The 16,809-nt window shown below is 39.3% G+C and carries 15 protein-coding genes and 1 other annotated feature; all 15 genes read right to left on the reverse strand.

All coding sequences use genetic code 11. The features are described 5' to 3' along the window. Position 1: 1 nt before the first annotated feature. Positions 2 to 751, reverse strand: a complete 750-nt coding sequence (gene rlmB / locus MF646_RS18445; protein WP_250097973.1) for a 23S rRNA (guanosine(2251)-2'-O)-methyltransferase RlmB — start codon at positions 749 to 751, stop codon at positions 2 to 4. Positions 752 to 766: 15 nt separating this feature from the next. Beyond that, complete coding sequence (locus MF646_RS18450; protein ID WP_250097974.1) at positions 767 to 1,183, reverse strand: Mini-ribonuclease 3; 417 nt, start codon at positions 1,181 to 1,183, stop codon at positions 767 to 769. Between the two features lies 1 nt (position 1,184). Beyond that, positions 1,185 to 2,582, reverse strand: a complete 1,398-nt coding sequence (gene cysS / locus MF646_RS18455; RefSeq protein ID WP_250097975.1) for a cysteine--tRNA ligase — start codon at positions 2,580 to 2,582, stop codon at positions 1,185 to 1,187. 45 nt (positions 2,583 to 2,627) lie between these two features. Beyond that, positions 2,628 to 3,287 (reverse strand): serine O-acetyltransferase, encoded by a 660-nt coding sequence (cysE, locus tag MF646_RS18460; protein WP_250097976.1) that lies wholly within the window; start codon positions 3,285 to 3,287, stop codon positions 2,628 to 2,630. A 71-nt stretch (positions 3,288 to 3,358) separates the two neighbouring features. Next, positions 3,359 to 3,585, reverse strand: a binding site (T-box leader). Position 3,586: 1 nt separating this feature from the next. Further along, positions 3,587 to 5,047 carry a glutamate--tRNA ligase gene (gene gltX, locus MF646_RS18465; protein ID WP_250097977.1) on the reverse strand — a complete coding sequence of 487 codons (1,461 nt, stop codon included), beginning with the start codon at positions 5,045 to 5,047 and terminating at the stop codon, positions 3,587 to 3,589. A 110-nt stretch (positions 5,048 to 5,157) separates the two neighbouring features. Beyond that, positions 5,158 to 5,634 (reverse strand): 2-C-methyl-D-erythritol 2,4-cyclodiphosphate synthase, encoded by a 477-nt coding sequence (ispF, locus tag MF646_RS18470; RefSeq protein ID WP_250097978.1) that lies wholly within the window; start codon positions 5,632 to 5,634, stop codon positions 5,158 to 5,160. Next, complete coding sequence (gene ispD / locus MF646_RS18475) at positions 5,631 to 6,320, reverse strand: 2-C-methyl-D-erythritol 4-phosphate cytidylyltransferase (protein ID WP_250097979.1); 690 nt, start codon at positions 6,318 to 6,320, stop codon at positions 5,631 to 5,633. Before ispD ends, ispF begins: the two co-directional genes overlap by 4 nt. Positions 6,321 to 6,560: 240 nt before the next feature. Next, positions 6,561 to 7,652 (reverse strand): PIN/TRAM domain-containing protein, encoded by a 1,092-nt coding sequence (locus MF646_RS18480; protein ID WP_250097980.1) that lies wholly within the window; start codon positions 7,650 to 7,652, stop codon positions 6,561 to 6,563. 180 nt (positions 7,653 to 7,832) lie between these two features. Then, on the reverse strand, positions 7,833 to 8,909 hold the full coding sequence (gene disA, locus MF646_RS18485) for a DNA integrity scanning diadenylate cyclase DisA (protein ID WP_250097981.1): 1,077 nt from the start codon (positions 8,907 to 8,909) through the stop codon (positions 7,833 to 7,835). 3 nt (positions 8,910 to 8,912) lie between these two features. After that, on the reverse strand, positions 8,913 to 10,286 hold the full coding sequence (radA, locus tag MF646_RS18490; protein ID WP_250097982.1) for a DNA repair protein RadA: 1,374 nt from the start codon (positions 10,284 to 10,286) through the stop codon (positions 8,913 to 8,915). Between the two features lie 261 nt (positions 10,287 to 10,547). Continuing rightward, the gene (clpC, locus tag MF646_RS18495; RefSeq protein WP_250097983.1) at positions 10,548 to 12,998 is read right to left on the reverse strand and encodes an ATP-dependent protease ATP-binding subunit ClpC; all 2,451 of its coding nucleotides are present in this window, start codon (positions 12,996 to 12,998) and stop codon (positions 10,548 to 10,550) included. Between the two features lie 18 nt (positions 12,999 to 13,016). Next, positions 13,017 to 14,093, reverse strand: a complete 1,077-nt coding sequence (locus MF646_RS18500) for a protein-arginine kinase McsB (protein ID WP_250097984.1) — start codon at positions 14,091 to 14,093, stop codon at positions 13,017 to 13,019. 4 nt (positions 14,094 to 14,097) lie between these two features. Continuing rightward, positions 14,098 to 14,619, reverse strand: a complete 522-nt coding sequence (locus MF646_RS18505; protein WP_250097985.1) for a protein-arginine kinase activator protein McsA — start codon at positions 14,617 to 14,619, stop codon at positions 14,098 to 14,100. Between the two features lie 15 nt (positions 14,620 to 14,634). After that, positions 14,635 to 15,105 (reverse strand): CtsR family transcriptional regulator, encoded by a 471-nt coding sequence (locus MF646_RS18510; protein ID WP_250097986.1) that lies wholly within the window; start codon positions 15,103 to 15,105, stop codon positions 14,635 to 14,637. Positions 15,106 to 15,395: 290 nt separating this feature from the next. After that, complete coding sequence (locus tag MF646_RS18515) at positions 15,396 to 16,181, reverse strand: VLRF1 family aeRF1-type release factor (RefSeq protein WP_250097987.1); 786 nt, start codon at positions 16,179 to 16,181, stop codon at positions 15,396 to 15,398. Positions 16,182 to 16,809 lie beyond the last annotated feature (628 nt).

Raw genomic sequence — 16,809 nt, forward strand, 5'->3', positions numbered from 1 at the left:
TCTACTCACTGCCTACTTCATGACGTCTCCGGTATACTTCATACATAAGCAAACTAGCTGCAACTGAAGCATTTAACGATGTAACATGGCCAACCATCGGAATCCGAATTAGAAAATCGCATTTCTCTTTAACTAAACGGCTTATTCCCTTCCCTTCACTTCCAATGACAAGGCCAATCGGCATATCAAATGATGCTTGGCGGTAATCAGCTGTTCCTTTTGCATCTGTCCCAGCAAACCAGAGACCGCGTTTCTTTAAGTCATCCATTGTTCTTGCTAAGTTCGTCACACGTACAACCGGAACATATTCAATTGCCCCCGTTGAAGATTTCGCCACCGTTTGCGTAAGCCCGACCGCTCTGCGTTTTGGAATAATAACTCCGTGAGCACCAACAGCATCTGCTGTACGTAAAATTGATCCTAGATTATGTGGATCTTCCACTTCATCTAATAGTAAGAAAAATGGCTCCTCCCCACGCTTTTCTGCTGCTTGAAATAAATCCTCCATCTCTGCATACTCATAGGCAGCAATGGATGCCACCACTCCTTGATGATTATCAGTGTCAACAAGTTGAGCTAATTTCTTTTTTGGAGCATGTTGAATCAATACGCCATTTTCCTTAGCAAGCTGCACTACCTTGGTCATTTGTCCTTTCTGCGAACCTTCAGCAATCCAAATTTTATTGATCGAATGTCCTGCTTTTAAAGCTTCAATAATAGGGTTCTTACCTACAATAAATTCTTGACTCATCTTATTTCCTCCTTTCTATAACCGTGATCTTGCTTCAACAACTTCAACAGCTTTTTTAATGATTTCATCGAGACGATCGTGCTCGCCTTGAAAATAATGATAGCCTAACATCGCTTCAAACCCAGTTGAATAACGATATGTGTTTAAATCTGTGTTTTTAGGTATCGAGCCTGATTTGGCATTGCGTCCACGTTTAAACACAGAAATCTCATCTTCAGATAAAAACTTTTCTTCTAATAGCCTGCCCATAATATACGCTTGTGACTTAGCTGATACGTATTTTGTTGCTTCAACATGAAGTCGGTGCGGTCTAACGTTTCCTTGTGCAATTAAATAGTAGCGTACATACATATCAAGCACCGAATCTCCCATGTAAGCGAGCGCGAGCGCATTGAGCTGTTTCAAGTCTGTCTTTGCTTCAATAATCTTCATACTAGCCTCGTTTCCAGCGAACACCTTGAGCTGTATCCTCTAGCACAATCCCTTGCTCTTTTAACTCATCACGAATTTGGTCAGCAAGAGCAAAGTCCTTTTGTTTACGTGCTTCATTACGTTTTTCTATTAACTCTTCAATATCAGCATCCAGTAACTCTTTTTGTGAGTGTAGCGTAAGACCCAATACATTAGAGAACTCCGTAAATTGCTGCAAAAATGCTTCTAATATTTCTTTTGACGTTTTCTCCTCACGAAGGTAACGATTTGCTTCCTTTGCCAAATCAAAGAGAACAGAGATTCCATTAGCACTATTAAAGTCATCATCCATCTCCTGAATAAACCGGGCTTTTAAGGCATGGATTCTCTCTAACCAATCCCCCTTCTCACCAAACCCAGCTGATTCCTCTAACCTATGTTCTAAACTAGCCACAGCTGTCCTTAATCGCTCAAGTCCACTTTTTGCCCCCTCTAATAACTCATCACTAAAGTTGATCGGGCTACGATAATGGGCCGTCAACATGAAGAAACGTACGACTTCTGCTGAATGTTGTCGAATTATATCTTTTGCCAAAACAAAATTTCCGAGTGATTTCGACATTTTTTCATTATCTATGTTAATAAAACCGTTATGAAGCCAATAATTTGCCATTGGTTTTTCTGTTAATGCTTCCGATTGAGCAATTTCATTTTCATGATGAGGGAAAGATAAATCTTGCCCACCTGCATGAATGTCGATTGTGTCACCTAAATATTTTTTGACCATAGCAGAACATTCGATGTGCCACCCTGGTCTTCCCTCTCCCCAAGGACTCTTCCATGAGACTTCACCCTCTTTTGCCGCCTTCCAAAGCACAAAGTCAAGAGCATCTTCTTTTCTTTCATCAACTTCAATACGAGCTCCAGATCGTAAGTCATCAAGCGATTGAGAGGATAATTTACCATAGTCCTTAAATTTTCTCGTTCTAAAGTACACATCACCACTTGATTCATATGCATATCCCTTTTGAACTAACGCGTCAATGAATGAGATAATTTCTGGAATTGTTTCTGTAACACGAGGGTGAATATCGGCCTCTTTCACACCAAGTGCACATGTATCTTGGTGATACGCTTCAATAAACCGGTTTGCGACTTGAAATACATCTTCACCCAGTTCATTTGCTGCACGAATAATTTTATCGTCAACATCTGTAAAATTTGAAATAAACGTGACATCATACCCACGGTATTCTAAATATCTTCTGACCATATCATACACAATCGGAGGCCTTGCATTCCCAATATGAATGTAGTTGTATACAGTCGGTCCACAAACATACATCTTTACTTTTCCTTCTTCCATCGGAATAAAAGGTTCTTTCTTCTTTGTTAAACTGTTGTAAACATGAATAGACATTGGATCTACTCCCTCTTTCTTATTTCTATTACAGTATGCAAATAGCTAATCTCTTGTTGATGACCTTAACAATTGCTCTCGTTCTTCTTTTAATGCTTTTATTTCTTCTTCCAATTCTTTCAATTTATCAGCAATTGGATCCGGCAAAAGATGGTGATTCAGTCCATGTTCAACCTTCACTCCGTCTTGGATAACAATTTTACCTGGAATGCCAACAACGGTAGAATTAGCTGGAACTTCTTTTAATACAACGGAACCAGCACCTATTCGCGCATTTTCTCCAATTGTAAACGAACCAAGTATTTTTGCCCCTGATGCAATCAAGACACCATCCTCTACCGTTGGATGACGCTTCCCTTTTTCCTTTCCTGTTCCTCCGAGAGTGACCCCTTGATAGATCGTGACATTATTTCCAATCTCACATGTTTCTCCGATAACTACTCCCATTCCATGGTCAATAAACAAGCGTTGACCAATCACTGCACCAGGATGAATTTCAATCCCTGTAAAAAAACGACTAATTTGTGAAATAGATCTAGCTAAGAAGCACATTTTCCTTTTCCAAAGCCAGTGTGCCACGCGATGTGCCCATATTGCATGAACACCCGAGTACGTAAAAATCACTTCAAGTCGACTCCTCGCGGCAGGGTCCTGTTCAAATACAACGTCTACATCATTTAATAGAGTGCGAAATTTTTTCCCCATGTGTTCTCATCCCCCTTTTAGGGAACCAGCTGTGCTTAGCAAATAAAAAGCGCCTCTGTGCATCTTAGATGCACAGAGGCGCTTTTTGCGCGGTTCCACTCTGCTTAGAGAAGGCAATACCTACTCATCTTTACTAGCCTGTAACGAAGCAACTCGCTCTTTCCTACTTAGAATGAATCGTTCAAAAAGAGACTCAAGGGTGCATGTTCAAAGCGAGATCCCTAAACCACTCTCAGCCATTGATGGTTCTCTCTGCAAGGAATGGCTCACTTCTACTTTTCCCTCTCAACACGGTAACATTATTTATTTAATAAGCTTTTAATTCTTCTATTGACAACATCTTTCCCTATAAGCTCCATTGATTCAGGTAAGTCACGACCATGAGTTTGCCCTGTCGTTGCAACACGAATCGGCATAAATAATTTCTTGCCCTTATGACCTGTAGCTTTTTGAGTTGCTTTCATAGCAGCTTTAATGTTACTAGCTGTAAACTCTTCAATCGCTTCTAGCTCTTTTAATAATTGAGCTAACACTTCAGGAACTTGCTCTTCATCTAAAACGGTTTGTGCTTCCTCATTATACCCAATTTCTGTTTTAAAGAAAAGTTCTGTTAACTCAACGATCTCTGCACCATAATGCATTTGCTCTTGATACAAAGCAATTAAACGCTTAGCCCAGTCTTTTTGTTCGTCTGTCATGTTTTCTGGCAGCTTTCCAGCTTTGACTAAGTGTGGCAACGCAAGCTCAACGACCTTATCAAGTTCAGCATTTTTTATGTATTGATTATTCATCCAAGCTAGTTTGTCTGTATCAAAAACAGCAGGAGCTTTTGCCACTCGGTCTAATGTGAATTGTTCTCCTAGCTCTTTTACAGAGAAAATCTCCTCTTCCCCAACAGGAGACCAGCCTAATAATGCAAGGAAATTAACGATTGCTTCTGGCATGTAGCCAAGTTCTTTATATTGCTCAACAAATTGAATAATCGACTCATCTCGCTTACTCATTTTTTGACGGTCCGGATTTAAGATTAATGATGCATGAGCAAATTTTGGCACATCCCATCCGAATGCTTCATAAAGCAATACTTGTCTAGGTGTATTTGATAAATGCTCTTCTCCACGAATGACATGAGAAATTTTCATTAGATGGTCATCGATCACTACAGCAAAGTTATACATTGGAATGCCATCCTTACGCGCAATAACAAAATCCCCAATGCCGTCTGATTCAAACGTTACATCGCCCCGAACTGCATCTTTTATTTGAATAAGCTTTCCTTCTGGTACACGGAAACGCACTACCGGTTTAAGACCTTTCTCTTCATATTCTTTACGTTGCTCTTCGGTTAAGTCTCGATCACGGCCACTATATTTAGGTAACTCCCCACGTGCTTTTTGCTCTTCACGCTCTGCCTCTAACTCTTCCTCCGTCATATAACAATAGTATGCTTTTCCCTCTTTAAGAAGGTGGTCAAGATATTCTTTGTACAACCCAACACGCTCCATACAACTATACGGGCCATACTCTCCACCTACATCGATACTCTCATCCCAATCCATTCCGAGCCATTTCAAACTATCTAATAGTTTCTCTTTTGCTTGATCGACATTCCGAGCTTGATCAGTATCTTCAATACGTAAAATAAATTTCCCACCCTGACTTTTCGCAAACAAATAATTAAATAAGGCAGAACGAGCACCACCAATATGTAAATGTCCAGTCGGACTAGGAGCAAAACGAACGCGAACGTCACTTCCCATAATAAACACCTTCCATTTCTATCATCCTATTATGCATATTAACATGCTTATGTTAATTATGTTAATTACCTATATCACTATATCACTACTTTGGTCAACTTATGCTTTTTTTATGACTGCTCGACTAAAAGAATCGTTGCCTGTGAAGCAATTCCTTCGCCTCTCCCTGTAAACCCTAATTTTTCTGTAGTCGTTGCTTTTACGTTTACTTGACTGACATCCGCTTCTAACAGTTCAGCAATTCTAGCTCGCATCGTTTCGATGTGCGGAGCCATTTTCGGCTTTTGCGCTATGATTGTACAATCAATATTCCCTAATTTGTATCCTTTTTCCTTCACAAGTTCCCAAACATGTGTAAGAAGTTTGGCAGAGTCTGCATCTTTGAACGCGTTGTCTGTATCAGGAAAGTGCTTACCAATATCTCCTTCACCAATTGCGCCTAGTGCTGCATCTGCAACTGTATGCAAAAGTACATCTGCATCAGAATGCCCGAGGAGACCTAATTCGTAGGGAATCGTAATCCCTCCTAGAATAAGTGGTCTTCCTTCTACTAACTGATGAACATCAAACCCTTGTCCAATTCTCATGACTTCCTCATCTCTCTTTCCTTCATAATCGCTTCAGCAAATAACAGATCATCCGGGGTCGTTAACTTAATGTTTTGATAATCACCTTCAACAATTGCGACCTCATGCCCTAACCATTCAACTAGACTCGCATCATCGGTTCCGAGCATATCAGCAGCTTGTGCCTTTTCATGCGCTTCTTTTACTAACTTTAATTGAAACGCTTGTGGTGTTTGAATGGTCCATAGTTCCTCACGCTTCAATGTATTCACAACTCTTTTGGAGAGAACTCGTTTAATTGTCTCTTTAACGGGTACAGCTGCTGTAACAGCCCCCATCTCAGCAGCTTTTTGTACTAGAGAATGAATGACATCCCTAGTAACAAAGGGCCTTGCCCCATCATGGACCAAAACAATCATATCTCCCTCAATAGAGTTAATCCCCTTTCTCACACTATGCTGACGTTCTTTACCACCTTCAACTACTGTTACTTTCGATAGGGAGTGTTTCTTAGCTAACTCATTCATGATTTCAAGCTCTTCGGGATTCGCTACAAGGATCACCTGTTCGCACCAAGGATCTTCCTGAAACAAGCGAATAGTATGCACAATAAGCGGTTCTCCTCTTAATTTAAGGAATTGCTTATTTTTCCCTGCCTTCATTCTTTTCCCTTGTCCAGCTGCAGGGATGACAACACGATACTCCATTTCATTCTCTCCTATCAAAAGCAATATATAATAATCATTTATTATACCTATCAAATGATCTTTACTACTCATATTGGCATACTTTTTTAACCGATATTTATTTTAGCATGATCTCCCATTTAATTGCATATGTTTGTTTAGTAGAGCTTGTACACAACCAGCGAAAAAGAAAAACGCTATCCTCTATTAAGAGCATAGCGCTTATGAAATTTCATTCTTTTCTATTCTCAGGTAACATCTTTAAAGTGCTTTCTCAAGTACTTTAGGCTTGGCAAAAATCATTCGGCCCGCACTCGTTTGCAGCACACTTGTAACGACTACATCAATTTGTTTTCCAATATAGTCACGTCCACCCTCTACAACAATCATCGTGCCATCGTCAAGATAAGCAACCCCTTGATGTTGTTCTTTCCCATCTTTAATAACTTGAACTTTCAGCTCTTCACCAGGCAAGACTACCGGCTTAACTGCATTTGCTAAATCATTAATATTTAATACAGAAACTCCTTGCAACTCACATACTTTATTTAAATTAAAGTCATTTGTTACAACCATTCCCGAGGAAACTTTAGCTAATTTCACTAATTTGCTATCTACCTCAGAAATATCTTCAAAGTCCCCTTCATAGATCTCGACATTAATCGGTAGTTCTTTTTGAATTTTATTTAATATATCTAGCCCACGACGTCCTCGATTGCGTTTTAATACATCAGATGAATCGGCTATATGTTGTAATTCTTCTAACACAAACCCAGGAATAACAAGTGTTCCTTCTAAGAAGCCGGTTTTGCAAATATCTGCAATACGCCCATCAATAATAACACTTGTGTCTAATATTTTTAATTGCTTCCCTACGGAAACATCAACCTCTTCTTCTTTTTTCTTGCCTAAATTTCTTGTTAATGTAAACAAATTAATAAGCTCATCCCGTTTTTTGAAGCCAATTTGGAATCCAAAATACCCAACGAAAATCGTCACAAAAATAGGAAGTACCGTACTTACAATCGGTATGTTGATGGCGTTTAATGGAATACCAATTAAATAAGCAACAATTAGACCAACAATTAATCCCATCGTACCAAACAAAACATCTGTGACTGGAGCCCGTACAATCGCTTCCTCTAAAAGCTTCATGAGATTCACGATATAGTCAGCCAACCAAAACGTAGCAAAAAAGAAAATAATAGCACCGAATACTGCACCAGCATAAGAACTTGTAACCCAAACAGGGACTTCGCCAAAATTTAATATATGGATAAGTTCTGGAATGAAGATAAAACCCAAAGTGCCTCCAACTAGAACGAAGAAAAGCTGTACAATTCGCTTTAGCATCCATATTCACCTCCTTTTATTATTATAGACAAGATTGCTCATTTGAAACCTATCAAACTGTATTTCACATAAATTCTCAAAATTCTTCCATACTCCCTTAAACGTAACAAACACTTAATTGTTTGTCAATTTTGAAAACCTATTATTATACAGTTAAGACGTCATGTTGTCAAGTTATGCTTAAATATGTCGATCTACGAACAATTGTTCTTGAATACGATTTAATCCATCTTTAATCATCTTAGCCCTCGGTTCACCAATTCCTTCCACTTCGTCTAACTCATTAATACTCGCAAACATAATATTGGATAAGTTCTCATATTTCTCAATTAGGTTTTCTATAATAATTGATGGCAGTCTCGGGATACGGTGTAAGATCCGGTAGCCTCTTGGTGAAACAGCTTGCTCTTGAATGTTAATGCTTTTGCTATAACCAAGTGTCTTCACAATCTCTTGTTCATCAAATAATTCTTCCGTTTGGAACTTCGTTAGTTCTTTTAAAATTTCTTTTGGGTTTTGACTATCGTTTTTCATATAATCTTTTATCAAATGAATCGCTTCTTTTTCTGTATTCGCTACTAGTTCATTTAACTGCATCGTAATGAGTCGACCTTCATTTCCGAGCTCGTTAATATAATTTAGTATCTCACTTTTTATTCTTAAAACCATCTGTACCCTGTGAATGACTTGTGTCACTTCATGGAGAGTAACGAGTTGTTCAAATTCAAGTGCCCCTAAATTGGTGATCCCTTGATCTAGAACGACTTTATATTTTTCAAGCGTCTGAATTGCTTGATTGGCCTTCGTCAAAATAACTCCAATATCCTTTAAAGAATAGCGATGATCTCCCTGATAGAGGGTTATCACATTCCGCCTTTGTGAAATCGAAATCACTAAGTTACCTGTTTGTTTAGCAACCCGTTCAGCTGTACGGTGTCTAATACCCGTTTCATTCGATGTAATGCCATTGTTTGGTACTAGTTGCGTATTCGCATATAAAATTCGTTTTCCATCTTCACTTAAAATGATGGCCCCATCCATTTTTGCCAGTTCGTACAAGTAGGCAGGGGAAAAATCACAATTGATGAAAAAGCCACCGTCTACAACGGGAATCATTGCATTGTCATAGCCAATGACAATCAAACCTCCCGTTTTTGCACGAAGAACATTATCAATTCCTGCTCGTAAATCCGTTCCAGGCGCAACTAACTTCAGTACGTTTTGGATAAAAGCTTGCCGCTTTTTCCCCTCATTCATTTACTAACCTCCTAAGCCGACCTCTAACGCTCTTTCTAATGTTGGTACACCAATGACTTCAATGTCCTTTGGATACGTCCAGCCCCCTAGATTCTTCTCTGGAATGATTGCCCGCTTAAATCCCAATTTGGCTGCCTCATTCACCCTTTGGTCAATTCGCGAAACACGCCTAATTTCTCCCGTTAATCCTACCTCACCAATAGCAACATCTGTAGGACTCGTTATTTGATTACGGAAGCTTGAAGCAATGCTAAGGGCAATAGCCAAGTCAATTGCAGGTTCATCTAACCGAATTCCGCCAGCAACATTTAAATAAGCATCCTGATTTTGTAGTAATAGCCCTACTCTTTTTTCAAGTACAGCCATCAACAGCGATACCCGGTTATGGTCAACTCCAGTAGCCATTCGTCTTGGGTTTCCAAAGCTCGTCGGTGATATTAGTGCTTGTAATTCTACGAGAACAGGCCTTGTTCCTTCCATGGAAGCAACAACAATTGATCCGGCTGCTCCTTGAGACCGTTCTTCTAAAAAAATCTCAGAAGGGTTAAGAACTTCTTCTAGTCCAGTTTCTTTCATTTCAAATATACCCATTTCATTCGTGGAACCGAACCGATTTTTCACGGCCCGTAAAATACGATACGTATGGTGGCGTTCTCCCTCAAAGTATAGAACAGAATCAACCATATGTTCTAACAATTTCGGTCCTGCTATTGATCCTTGTTTTGTAACATGCCCTACAATAAAAATAGCAATTCCCCTTGTTTTGGCAATTCTCATAAAGGCTGCCGTACACTCTCTAACTTGCGCCACACTTCCTGGTGCAGACGTAATATCTTCTTGGTAGACTGTTTGAATAGAGTCAATAATAACTAGTGTTGGTTTCACTTCATCTATCGCACGTTCTATAAAGGAGATATCCGTCTCGGCCAAAACGTATAAATCTCCAGAAGAAACACCTAACCGTTCCGAACGTAATTTCGTCTGTTTTACTGACTCTTCCCCAGAAATATATAAAACCTTGTGCTTCGTTTCTGCTAATTTAGAGGAAAGTTGCAGCAAAAGCGTTGACTTCCCAATTCCAGGGTCTCCACCCACAAGTACAAGCGAACCTGGAACAATTCCTCCACCAAGTACCCGATCGAGTTCCATCATTGTTGTGCTGATTCTTGCTTCTGTTTCACTTTTTACCGAAATGATCGATTGCGGCTTTGATCCAGTTGTTGCAGATGTAACGTAGCTTCGACTCGCTTGTTTAGCACTTGGCTCAAATTCTTCAATCATCGTGTTCCAGCTTTGACAACCCGGGCACTTGCCCATCCATTTTGCTGATTCATATCCACACTCTTGGCAGACGAACTTTGTTTTCTTCTTTGCCATGCTTCTTTCTCCCTTCTACCTATTACGTCTATTGTAACAGAGTAGAAGAAAAAAGTTTCTTATCCGTTTTTCATTAAAGCTATAAGGATTAACTCCTATATTCATTATCGCTGCGATAAAAAGTTTTCTTACATTAATTAATTTGTATCACCTTTGTTAAATAGTCTTATAATTCTATTATATGGTGAAAAGCCGAGGGAATATGACTCTCCCCCGGCTTTTCTTCAAACAGAGCCTATGACTTATGCAGTGAAATTAATTTTATACTTGTAAATTTTCACGTGTTTCAGATGTTTCGACAAAAAGCTCATCATCTTTTACATCAATAATAGCTTTTTGGCCTTTAGAAATTGTACCTTTTAATAGCTCTTCAGATAAACGGTCCTCAACTTGCTTTTGCAATGCACGGCGTAATGGACGCGCACCATATTCAGGATCATAGCCAAGGTCTGTAATCTTATCTTTTGCTGCTTCAGTAAGCTCAAAATCTATGCCTTGTTCTTGTAAACGAGATTTTAATTGAGCAGCCATTAATGTAATAATTTCACGGATATGCTTCTTCTCTAGTGAATGGAAGACAATTAATTCATCAATACGGTTTAGGAATTCCGGACGGAAGCTGCGCTTTAATTCTTCCATCACTTTCCCTTTCATATCCTTGTATTCTTGGCCTTCGCCTTCAGTAGCAAACCCTAAGAACTTGCTACGTTTTAATTCACTAGCTCCAACGTTTGATGTCATAATAATCGCCGTATTACGGAAATCAACTGTTCTTCCTTTTGAATCCGTTAAGCGACCATCTTCTAGCACTTGAAGCAGAATATTAAACACTTCAGGGTGAGCTTTTTCAATTTCATCTAGTAAAATAACCGAGTATGGCTTACGACGAACTTTTTCAGTTAATTGACCTCCATCATCATGTCCAACATACCCTGGAGGAGAACCAACTAGTCGGCTTGTCGTATGCTTTTCCATGTACTCAGACATATCTATACGAATAACAGAATCCTCATCGCCGAATAATGTTTCAGCAACAGCCCTTGCTAGCTCTGTTTTACCAACCCCAGTCGGTCCTAAGAAAATGAAGGAACCAATTGGACGCTTAGGATCTTTCAGTCCTGCCCGTGCACGGCGTACAGCTTTAGAGATCGATTTAACAGCTTCTTCCTGACCAATAACTCGTTCATGTAGAATCGACTCCATCTTAAGTAAGCGGTCCGTCTCTTCTTCTGCTAATTTCGATACAGGGATTCCAGTCCAGCTTGCTACAACTTGTGCAATGTCTTCAGCTGTTACCTCTGTATCTTCTTGGCCTTGCTTTTTCTTCCACTCATTCTTCATTTCTTCTAACTCTTCACGTAAACGTTGCTCTGAATCACGTAAAGAAGCAGCTTTTTCAAATTCCTGGCTTTGAACAGCGGCGTCTTTTTCTTTTCTCGTTTCGTCAAGACGTTGCTCAAGCTCTTTCAAGTTAGGCGGTGCTGTATATGACTTCAGACGAACCTTTGAACCAGCTTCATCAATCAAATCAATTGCTTTGTCTGGAAGGAAGCGGTCTGAGATGTAGCGATCAGATAATTTAACCGCTGCTTCAATCGCATCATCTGTAATTGTTACACGGTGATGTGCCTCGTAACGATCACGAAGCCCTTTTAAAATTTGCTCTGATTCATCAAGTGTTGGCTCATTTACTTGAATCGGTTGGAAACGACGCTCAAGTGCAGCATCTTTCTCAATATATTTACGATACTCATCAAGTGTTGTCGCTCCGATACATTGAAGTTCTCCACGGGCAAGGGACGGTTTTAAAATATTTGAAGCGTCAATTGCACCTTCTGCTCCTCCTGCACCGATTAATGTGTGAAGCTCATCAATGAACAAGATAACATTTCCGGCTTGGCGAATTTCATCCATTACCTTTTTCAAACGGTCTTCGAATTCACCACGGTATTTTGTACCAGCTACAACCGTTCCCATATCAAGTGTCATTACTCGCTTGTTACGTAGTGTTTCTGGCACTTCATTAGCGATAATTGCTTGTGCTAATCCTTCAGCAATAGCTGTCTTACCTACACCTGGCTCCCCAATTAAGACAGGGTTATTTTTTGTACGACGACTTAACACTTGAATAACTCTTTCAATCTCTTTGCTTCGCCCAATAACAGGGTCAAGTGACTCTTCTCTTGCTACCGCTGTTAAATCACGTGCTAAACTATCAAGTGTTGGAGTGTTTGCATTTGTTGCCCCTGTACTTTGACCAGAAGAGTTCCCAACTTCATTGCTCCCAAGTAATTGCAACACTTGTTGACGAGCTTTATTTAAACTCACCCCTAAGTTATTTAAAACACGAGCCGCAACACCTTCTCCTTCTCGGATAAGGCCAAGTAAAATATGCTCGGTTCCAACATAAGAGTGCCCTAGTTTACGTGCTTCATCCATCGAAAGTTCAATGACTTTTTTCGCTCTTGGAGTATAGTGAATCGTCTTAGATCCTTCTTGTCCTTTTCCAATTAACGACTCAACTTCCTTTTGAATCTTTTCAGATCCGAGTCCTAGTGCTTGAAGAGCCTTAGCAGCAATTCCTTCCCCTTCACGTATAAGACCAAGTAAGATATGCTCGGTTCCGATATTGTTATGTCCCAACCTCACTGCTTCTTCTTGTGCTAGTGCTAATACCTTCTGTGCGCGCTCTGTAAAACGTCCAAACATCATTGACGTCCACCTCCATGATTATTCGTTCGTTTCTTCCTCTAATTTTAACCTTTCCCTAATCAGCGTAGCTCTTCTTTCATCCCGCTGTTCAGGGGATAACACTTCGCCAGCATATTGCTGAAGAAACCCTGGCTGAGTCAAAATCATTAATTCATTTAAGATGTTCCCTGATAGACCCTTAATCAAACCTAAATCAATCCCCAACCTAACGTTTGACAAACGTTGCGTCGCTTCTTTTGATTCAATCATTCGACTATGAGCTAAAATACCAAATGAACGATGTACTCGGTCCTCAAGCTGTAATCTCGATTGATCCAAAAGACTTTCTCTAGCAGATCGTTCCTGTTGAATTAGCTGCAAGACCACTCCACGTAGATCTTCAACAATATCTTCCTCTGATTTTCCAAGAGTGAGCTGGTTAGAGATTTGAAATAAGTTACCTAAAGCTTCGCTACCTTCCCCATAAATTCCTCTAACAACTAATCCTAATTGATTAATTGCAGGTAAAATTCGATTTAATTGCTGAGTCATAGCAAGTGCCGGCAAGTGCATCATGACAGAAGCTCGCAAACCTGTCCCAACATTTGTTGGGCAACTTGTTAAATAACCTCTTTTCTCATCAAAGGCATACGTTAAACGTTGCTCAATCCAATCATCAATTTGATTGGCTATCTCTAACCCATTCCCTAACTGAAAACCCGGAAGCAAACATTGAATCCGAATATGATCCTCCTCATTAACCATGATGCTTACAGCTTCATCTTTATCAAGTAGGACAGCTCCATGCTTTGATTGATCTGCTAAATTAGGACTGATTAAATGTTTTTCAACAAGTACTCGCTTTTCATTGGCTTTCATATCGTCAATTCGCAAAATCTCAAGAGAACCAATTTGGCTGTACTCTTCCTGAGTTAATGCTTCTCCGATATGTTTTGCAGTCGCATAAGATTCTTCCATTGACGCAAGTAAAGGAAATTTATACTCTTCAAGGTTTCTAGCTAATCTTATTCGGCTACTTAGGACAATATCCGAATCTGGGCCATCTTTTTTCATCCAAGGACTTAATGCTTCTGAAATAAATTGTTGGAGTGACATCAAATCAGCCCTCCTTTTGCTCATTCTTTTGTTTTTCTAACAACCGAATTTCATCTCTCAGCTCAGCAGCTTTTTCAAACTCTTCTTGGTCAATCAAGCCTTTCAACTCGGTTTTTAATGATTCAATCTGACGTTGCAATTGAATCCCTCCACCAATTCTTTCTGGAAGCTTCCCAGCATGGGTATGATTGCCGCTGTGTACCCGTTTTAAGATAGGATCCAACTTAGTCTCAAAGCTCTTATAACAATTTGCGCAGCCAAACCTTCCAACTTTAGTAAATTGTTCATACGTCATCCCGCACTTCTCACAAGATGGCTTTATTTCCTGCGCCTCTGCTTTTACAGGTTGTTCAAAATGTAACAAACCTGATAATAGCTGATGAATAGAGAAACTATTTCCACCTGGGAAGTATTCTCCTTTTTCCTTTGCGCATTGTTCACAAATGTGAAACTCAGTCTTTTCACCATTTATAATTTTGGCAAAGTGCAAACTCGCTTTCCTTTTATTACATTCCTGACAAAGCATGAAATTTCCTCCCCCCTATGTCAATTCTTTATATTTTAATGTTTCAAGCATCGCATTTAAAATGTTTGCTCGCACTTCATCCCGATGACTAATATTTGCATTATATAACGTTCGATCCAATACACTAATCATTAAATTTGCTTCTCTTTTTGTTATAGCCTTCTCTTCAAATAACCGGATAATGATGTTCTCTGCTGTATGTTGATCAATATTCTTTCCAACGATTTTAATCATTTGGTCAAATAGATCAAGATGGTCATGGGGACTAACTTTCACTATACGAATATACCCACCGCCACCTCTTTTACTTTCAACTTGATATCCTTTTTCTAACGTAAACCTCGTCTGAATAACATAATTAATTTGTGAAGGGACACATTGAAACTTCTTAGCAATTTCACTTCGCTTAATTTCCAACGGATCATCCCCACTGTTTCTAATAGTCGCTTTTAAGTAGTCTTCAATGATGTCAGATATATTTCTCAAGCTTTGCCCTCCCTTCAACTTTTGACTTTGACTATCTTTGACTTTATAAATATTATATGCGCTCAATTTAAAAAGTGCAATATGTATAACTCACTACTAGTATAACCAGGCACATCTAGTTGATAACCTTATATTATTTGATTAGCATGCATTATTTTACTCAGTATTTTGGTGATTCATGTACAAAATTGTCGTGGCAAAAATGGCACTGAAAAAAGTGTCTACTTTTTCAGTGCCATTGTTTTACAAAGCTTGACTTTTTAGAGTGCGTTCAATATTTACCTACTGTCCTATGACGCCAGTACTTGTCCAACGATCTCTTTCGAAGAGAATTTTTTATAGTTTTTATCTATAATCTTCACCGTTGGAAACAATAATTGCTTCTCAAACTCCGTTGTTAATCCTTGTTCACCAACTAAATAGATTGTAGACCACTTGTTTCGGTCTGCTTCTTTTTGGATCGTGTTTGCTAAGTCTTTAAAAGCGCGCTGTTGATTTGCTTCAAACCGTTGTTCATATTTATCTCGGTGATTTGCACGTTTCGCCATCCGTTCACTAGCTGCTATTCCGTCGTATTGTTTCCAATCCTCCTTCTCTATCTCCAAATTATATAGTCTTTCGATATTTATCTCTCCTAAGCTTGTTTCAATCATAAAAACATGTTCTTTTTGAACAAAGAGTATCCCTTCTGTTGGATATTCTTTGCTAAGCCGTTCAAGTTGTTCGATCTTTGGCTCGTTATCCCAATAGAAGGTATTTTCTACAGGGATTTGAAGTTTCCTCAAAAAGAAATCTCCATTCGGTGATGCAATCAAAACAATGCTTTTAGGTAATTCTGTTTGTATAGCATAAATCGCTTCAGTTGCTTTTTTCTTAACATGTCTATACGCCTTTATAGTTGCTTCATTATCTGCCTCGATATATTTTTCTATTTTTTTCAGTCCATTTTTCAACCGGATTTTCCATTCTCCTCTTTGTTGGTCATTGCTTGTTTGATCTGTGCTTAAGTAAATAGTTAAGTATCCTTCGTTGCAAGATTGGTTTTTAAATTGTCGGAGTTCTTTTATAAGTGGCATGTTATCGTCCTCCTTTAATTTGAGTAGTAGAGAAAGGTCTCTACCGTTAAAGGTCTATAACCTAGTTGGAGGTTGGCTAAACATGTTGCTTGTCGATAAGGTAGAAAATCATTGAAAAGGAATACTGTAATGGTAATGGAGCTTGCTGACTCCAATTTTATGGTCATTTGAAACTTACTGTCTGACTTGAAGGGTTTTCTGTCGAAAGTGGAGATTTTACTATCCAAAACTGGCAAGTTACTGTCGGAAAGATAATTGATAGCTTATTACTATCGCTGAATTTTTTGTGCGTTGCGTGGATAGGAGGTGACATGGAGTAGTTTCAAGGTGTCTTTTCACGTTGTCAGCAGCGGCTTATTCGAGGAAGATGCTGTCTGGCCGCCTCTCCTATTTCCACGCCTGGCAACGTCCTGGCTCGCTATTTCTCTTCTACGAGGATGGGGCTACTCATGGAGTTGTTCTGAGAAGTAACTCACGTTGTGTTACGAAGAGAAAGGGTTCGTCTCACAGGGGGACATGGAGGATTTCAAGAAGTATATTCACGTTGTAACCATCGGCTTATTCAAAGAAGATTTTGCTCCTCCGGACCAAAGCTCTTCAGCGCCTTGAGCATTCTGTTTATGCACAT

It is taken from the genome of Halalkalibacter alkaliphilus (assembly GCF_023555415.1).
GTDB lineage: Bacteria > Bacillota > Bacilli > Bacillales > Bacillaceae_D > Halalkalibacter > Halalkalibacter alkaliphilus.

What these genes read in the sequence shown, in the direction of transcription:
- disA (WP_250097981.1), bottom strand. Translation starts at nt 8,909, where the DNA reads ATGAATGAGGGGAAAAAGCGGCAAGCTTTTATCCAAAACGTACTGAAG.
- ispD (WP_250097979.1), bottom strand. Translation starts at nt 6,320, where the DNA reads ATGGAGTATCGTGTTGTCATCCCTGCAGCTGGACAAGGGAAAAGAATG.
- radA (WP_250097982.1), bottom strand. Translation starts at nt 10,286, where the DNA reads ATGGCAAAGAAGAAAACAAAGTTCGTCTGCCAAGAGTGTGGATATGAA.
- MF646_RS18450 (WP_250097974.1), bottom strand. Translation starts at nt 1,183, where the DNA reads ATGAAGATTATTGAAGCAAAGACAGACTTGAAACAGCTCAATGCGCTC.
- MF646_RS18500 (WP_250097984.1), bottom strand. Translation starts at nt 14,093, where the DNA reads ATGTCACTCCAACAATTTATTTCAGAAGCATTAAGTCCTTGGATGAAA.
- gltX (WP_250097977.1), bottom strand. Translation starts at nt 5,047, where the DNA reads ATGGGAAGTGACGTTCGCGTTCGTTTTGCTCCTAGTCCGACTGGACAT.
- ispF (WP_250097978.1), bottom strand. Translation starts at nt 5,634, where the DNA reads ATGAGAATTGGACAAGGGTTTGATGTTCATCAGTTAGTAGAAGGAAGA.
- cysE (WP_250097976.1), bottom strand. Translation starts at nt 3,287, where the DNA reads ATGGGGAAAAAATTTCGCACTCTATTAAATGATGTAGACGTTGTATTT.
- clpC (WP_250097983.1), bottom strand. Translation starts at nt 12,998, where the DNA reads ATGATGTTTGGACGTTTTACAGAGCGCGCACAGAAGGTATTAGCACTA.
- MF646_RS18480 (WP_250097980.1), bottom strand. Translation starts at nt 7,652, where the DNA reads ATGCTAAAGCGAATTGTACAGCTTTTCTTCGTTCTAGTTGGAGGCACT.
- MF646_RS18505 (WP_250097985.1), bottom strand. Translation starts at nt 14,619, where the DNA reads ATGCTTTGTCAGGAATGTAATAAAAGGAAAGCGAGTTTGCACTTTGCC.
- MF646_RS18515 (WP_250097987.1), bottom strand. Translation starts at nt 16,181, where the DNA reads ATGCCACTTATAAAAGAACTCCGACAATTTAAAAACCAATCTTGCAAC.
- cysS (WP_250097975.1), bottom strand. Translation starts at nt 2,582, where the DNA reads ATGTCTATTCATGTTTACAACAGTTTAACAAAGAAGAAAGAACCTTTT.
- rlmB (WP_250097973.1), bottom strand. Translation starts at nt 751, where the DNA reads ATGAGTCAAGAATTTATTGTAGGTAAGAACCCTATTATTGAAGCTTTA.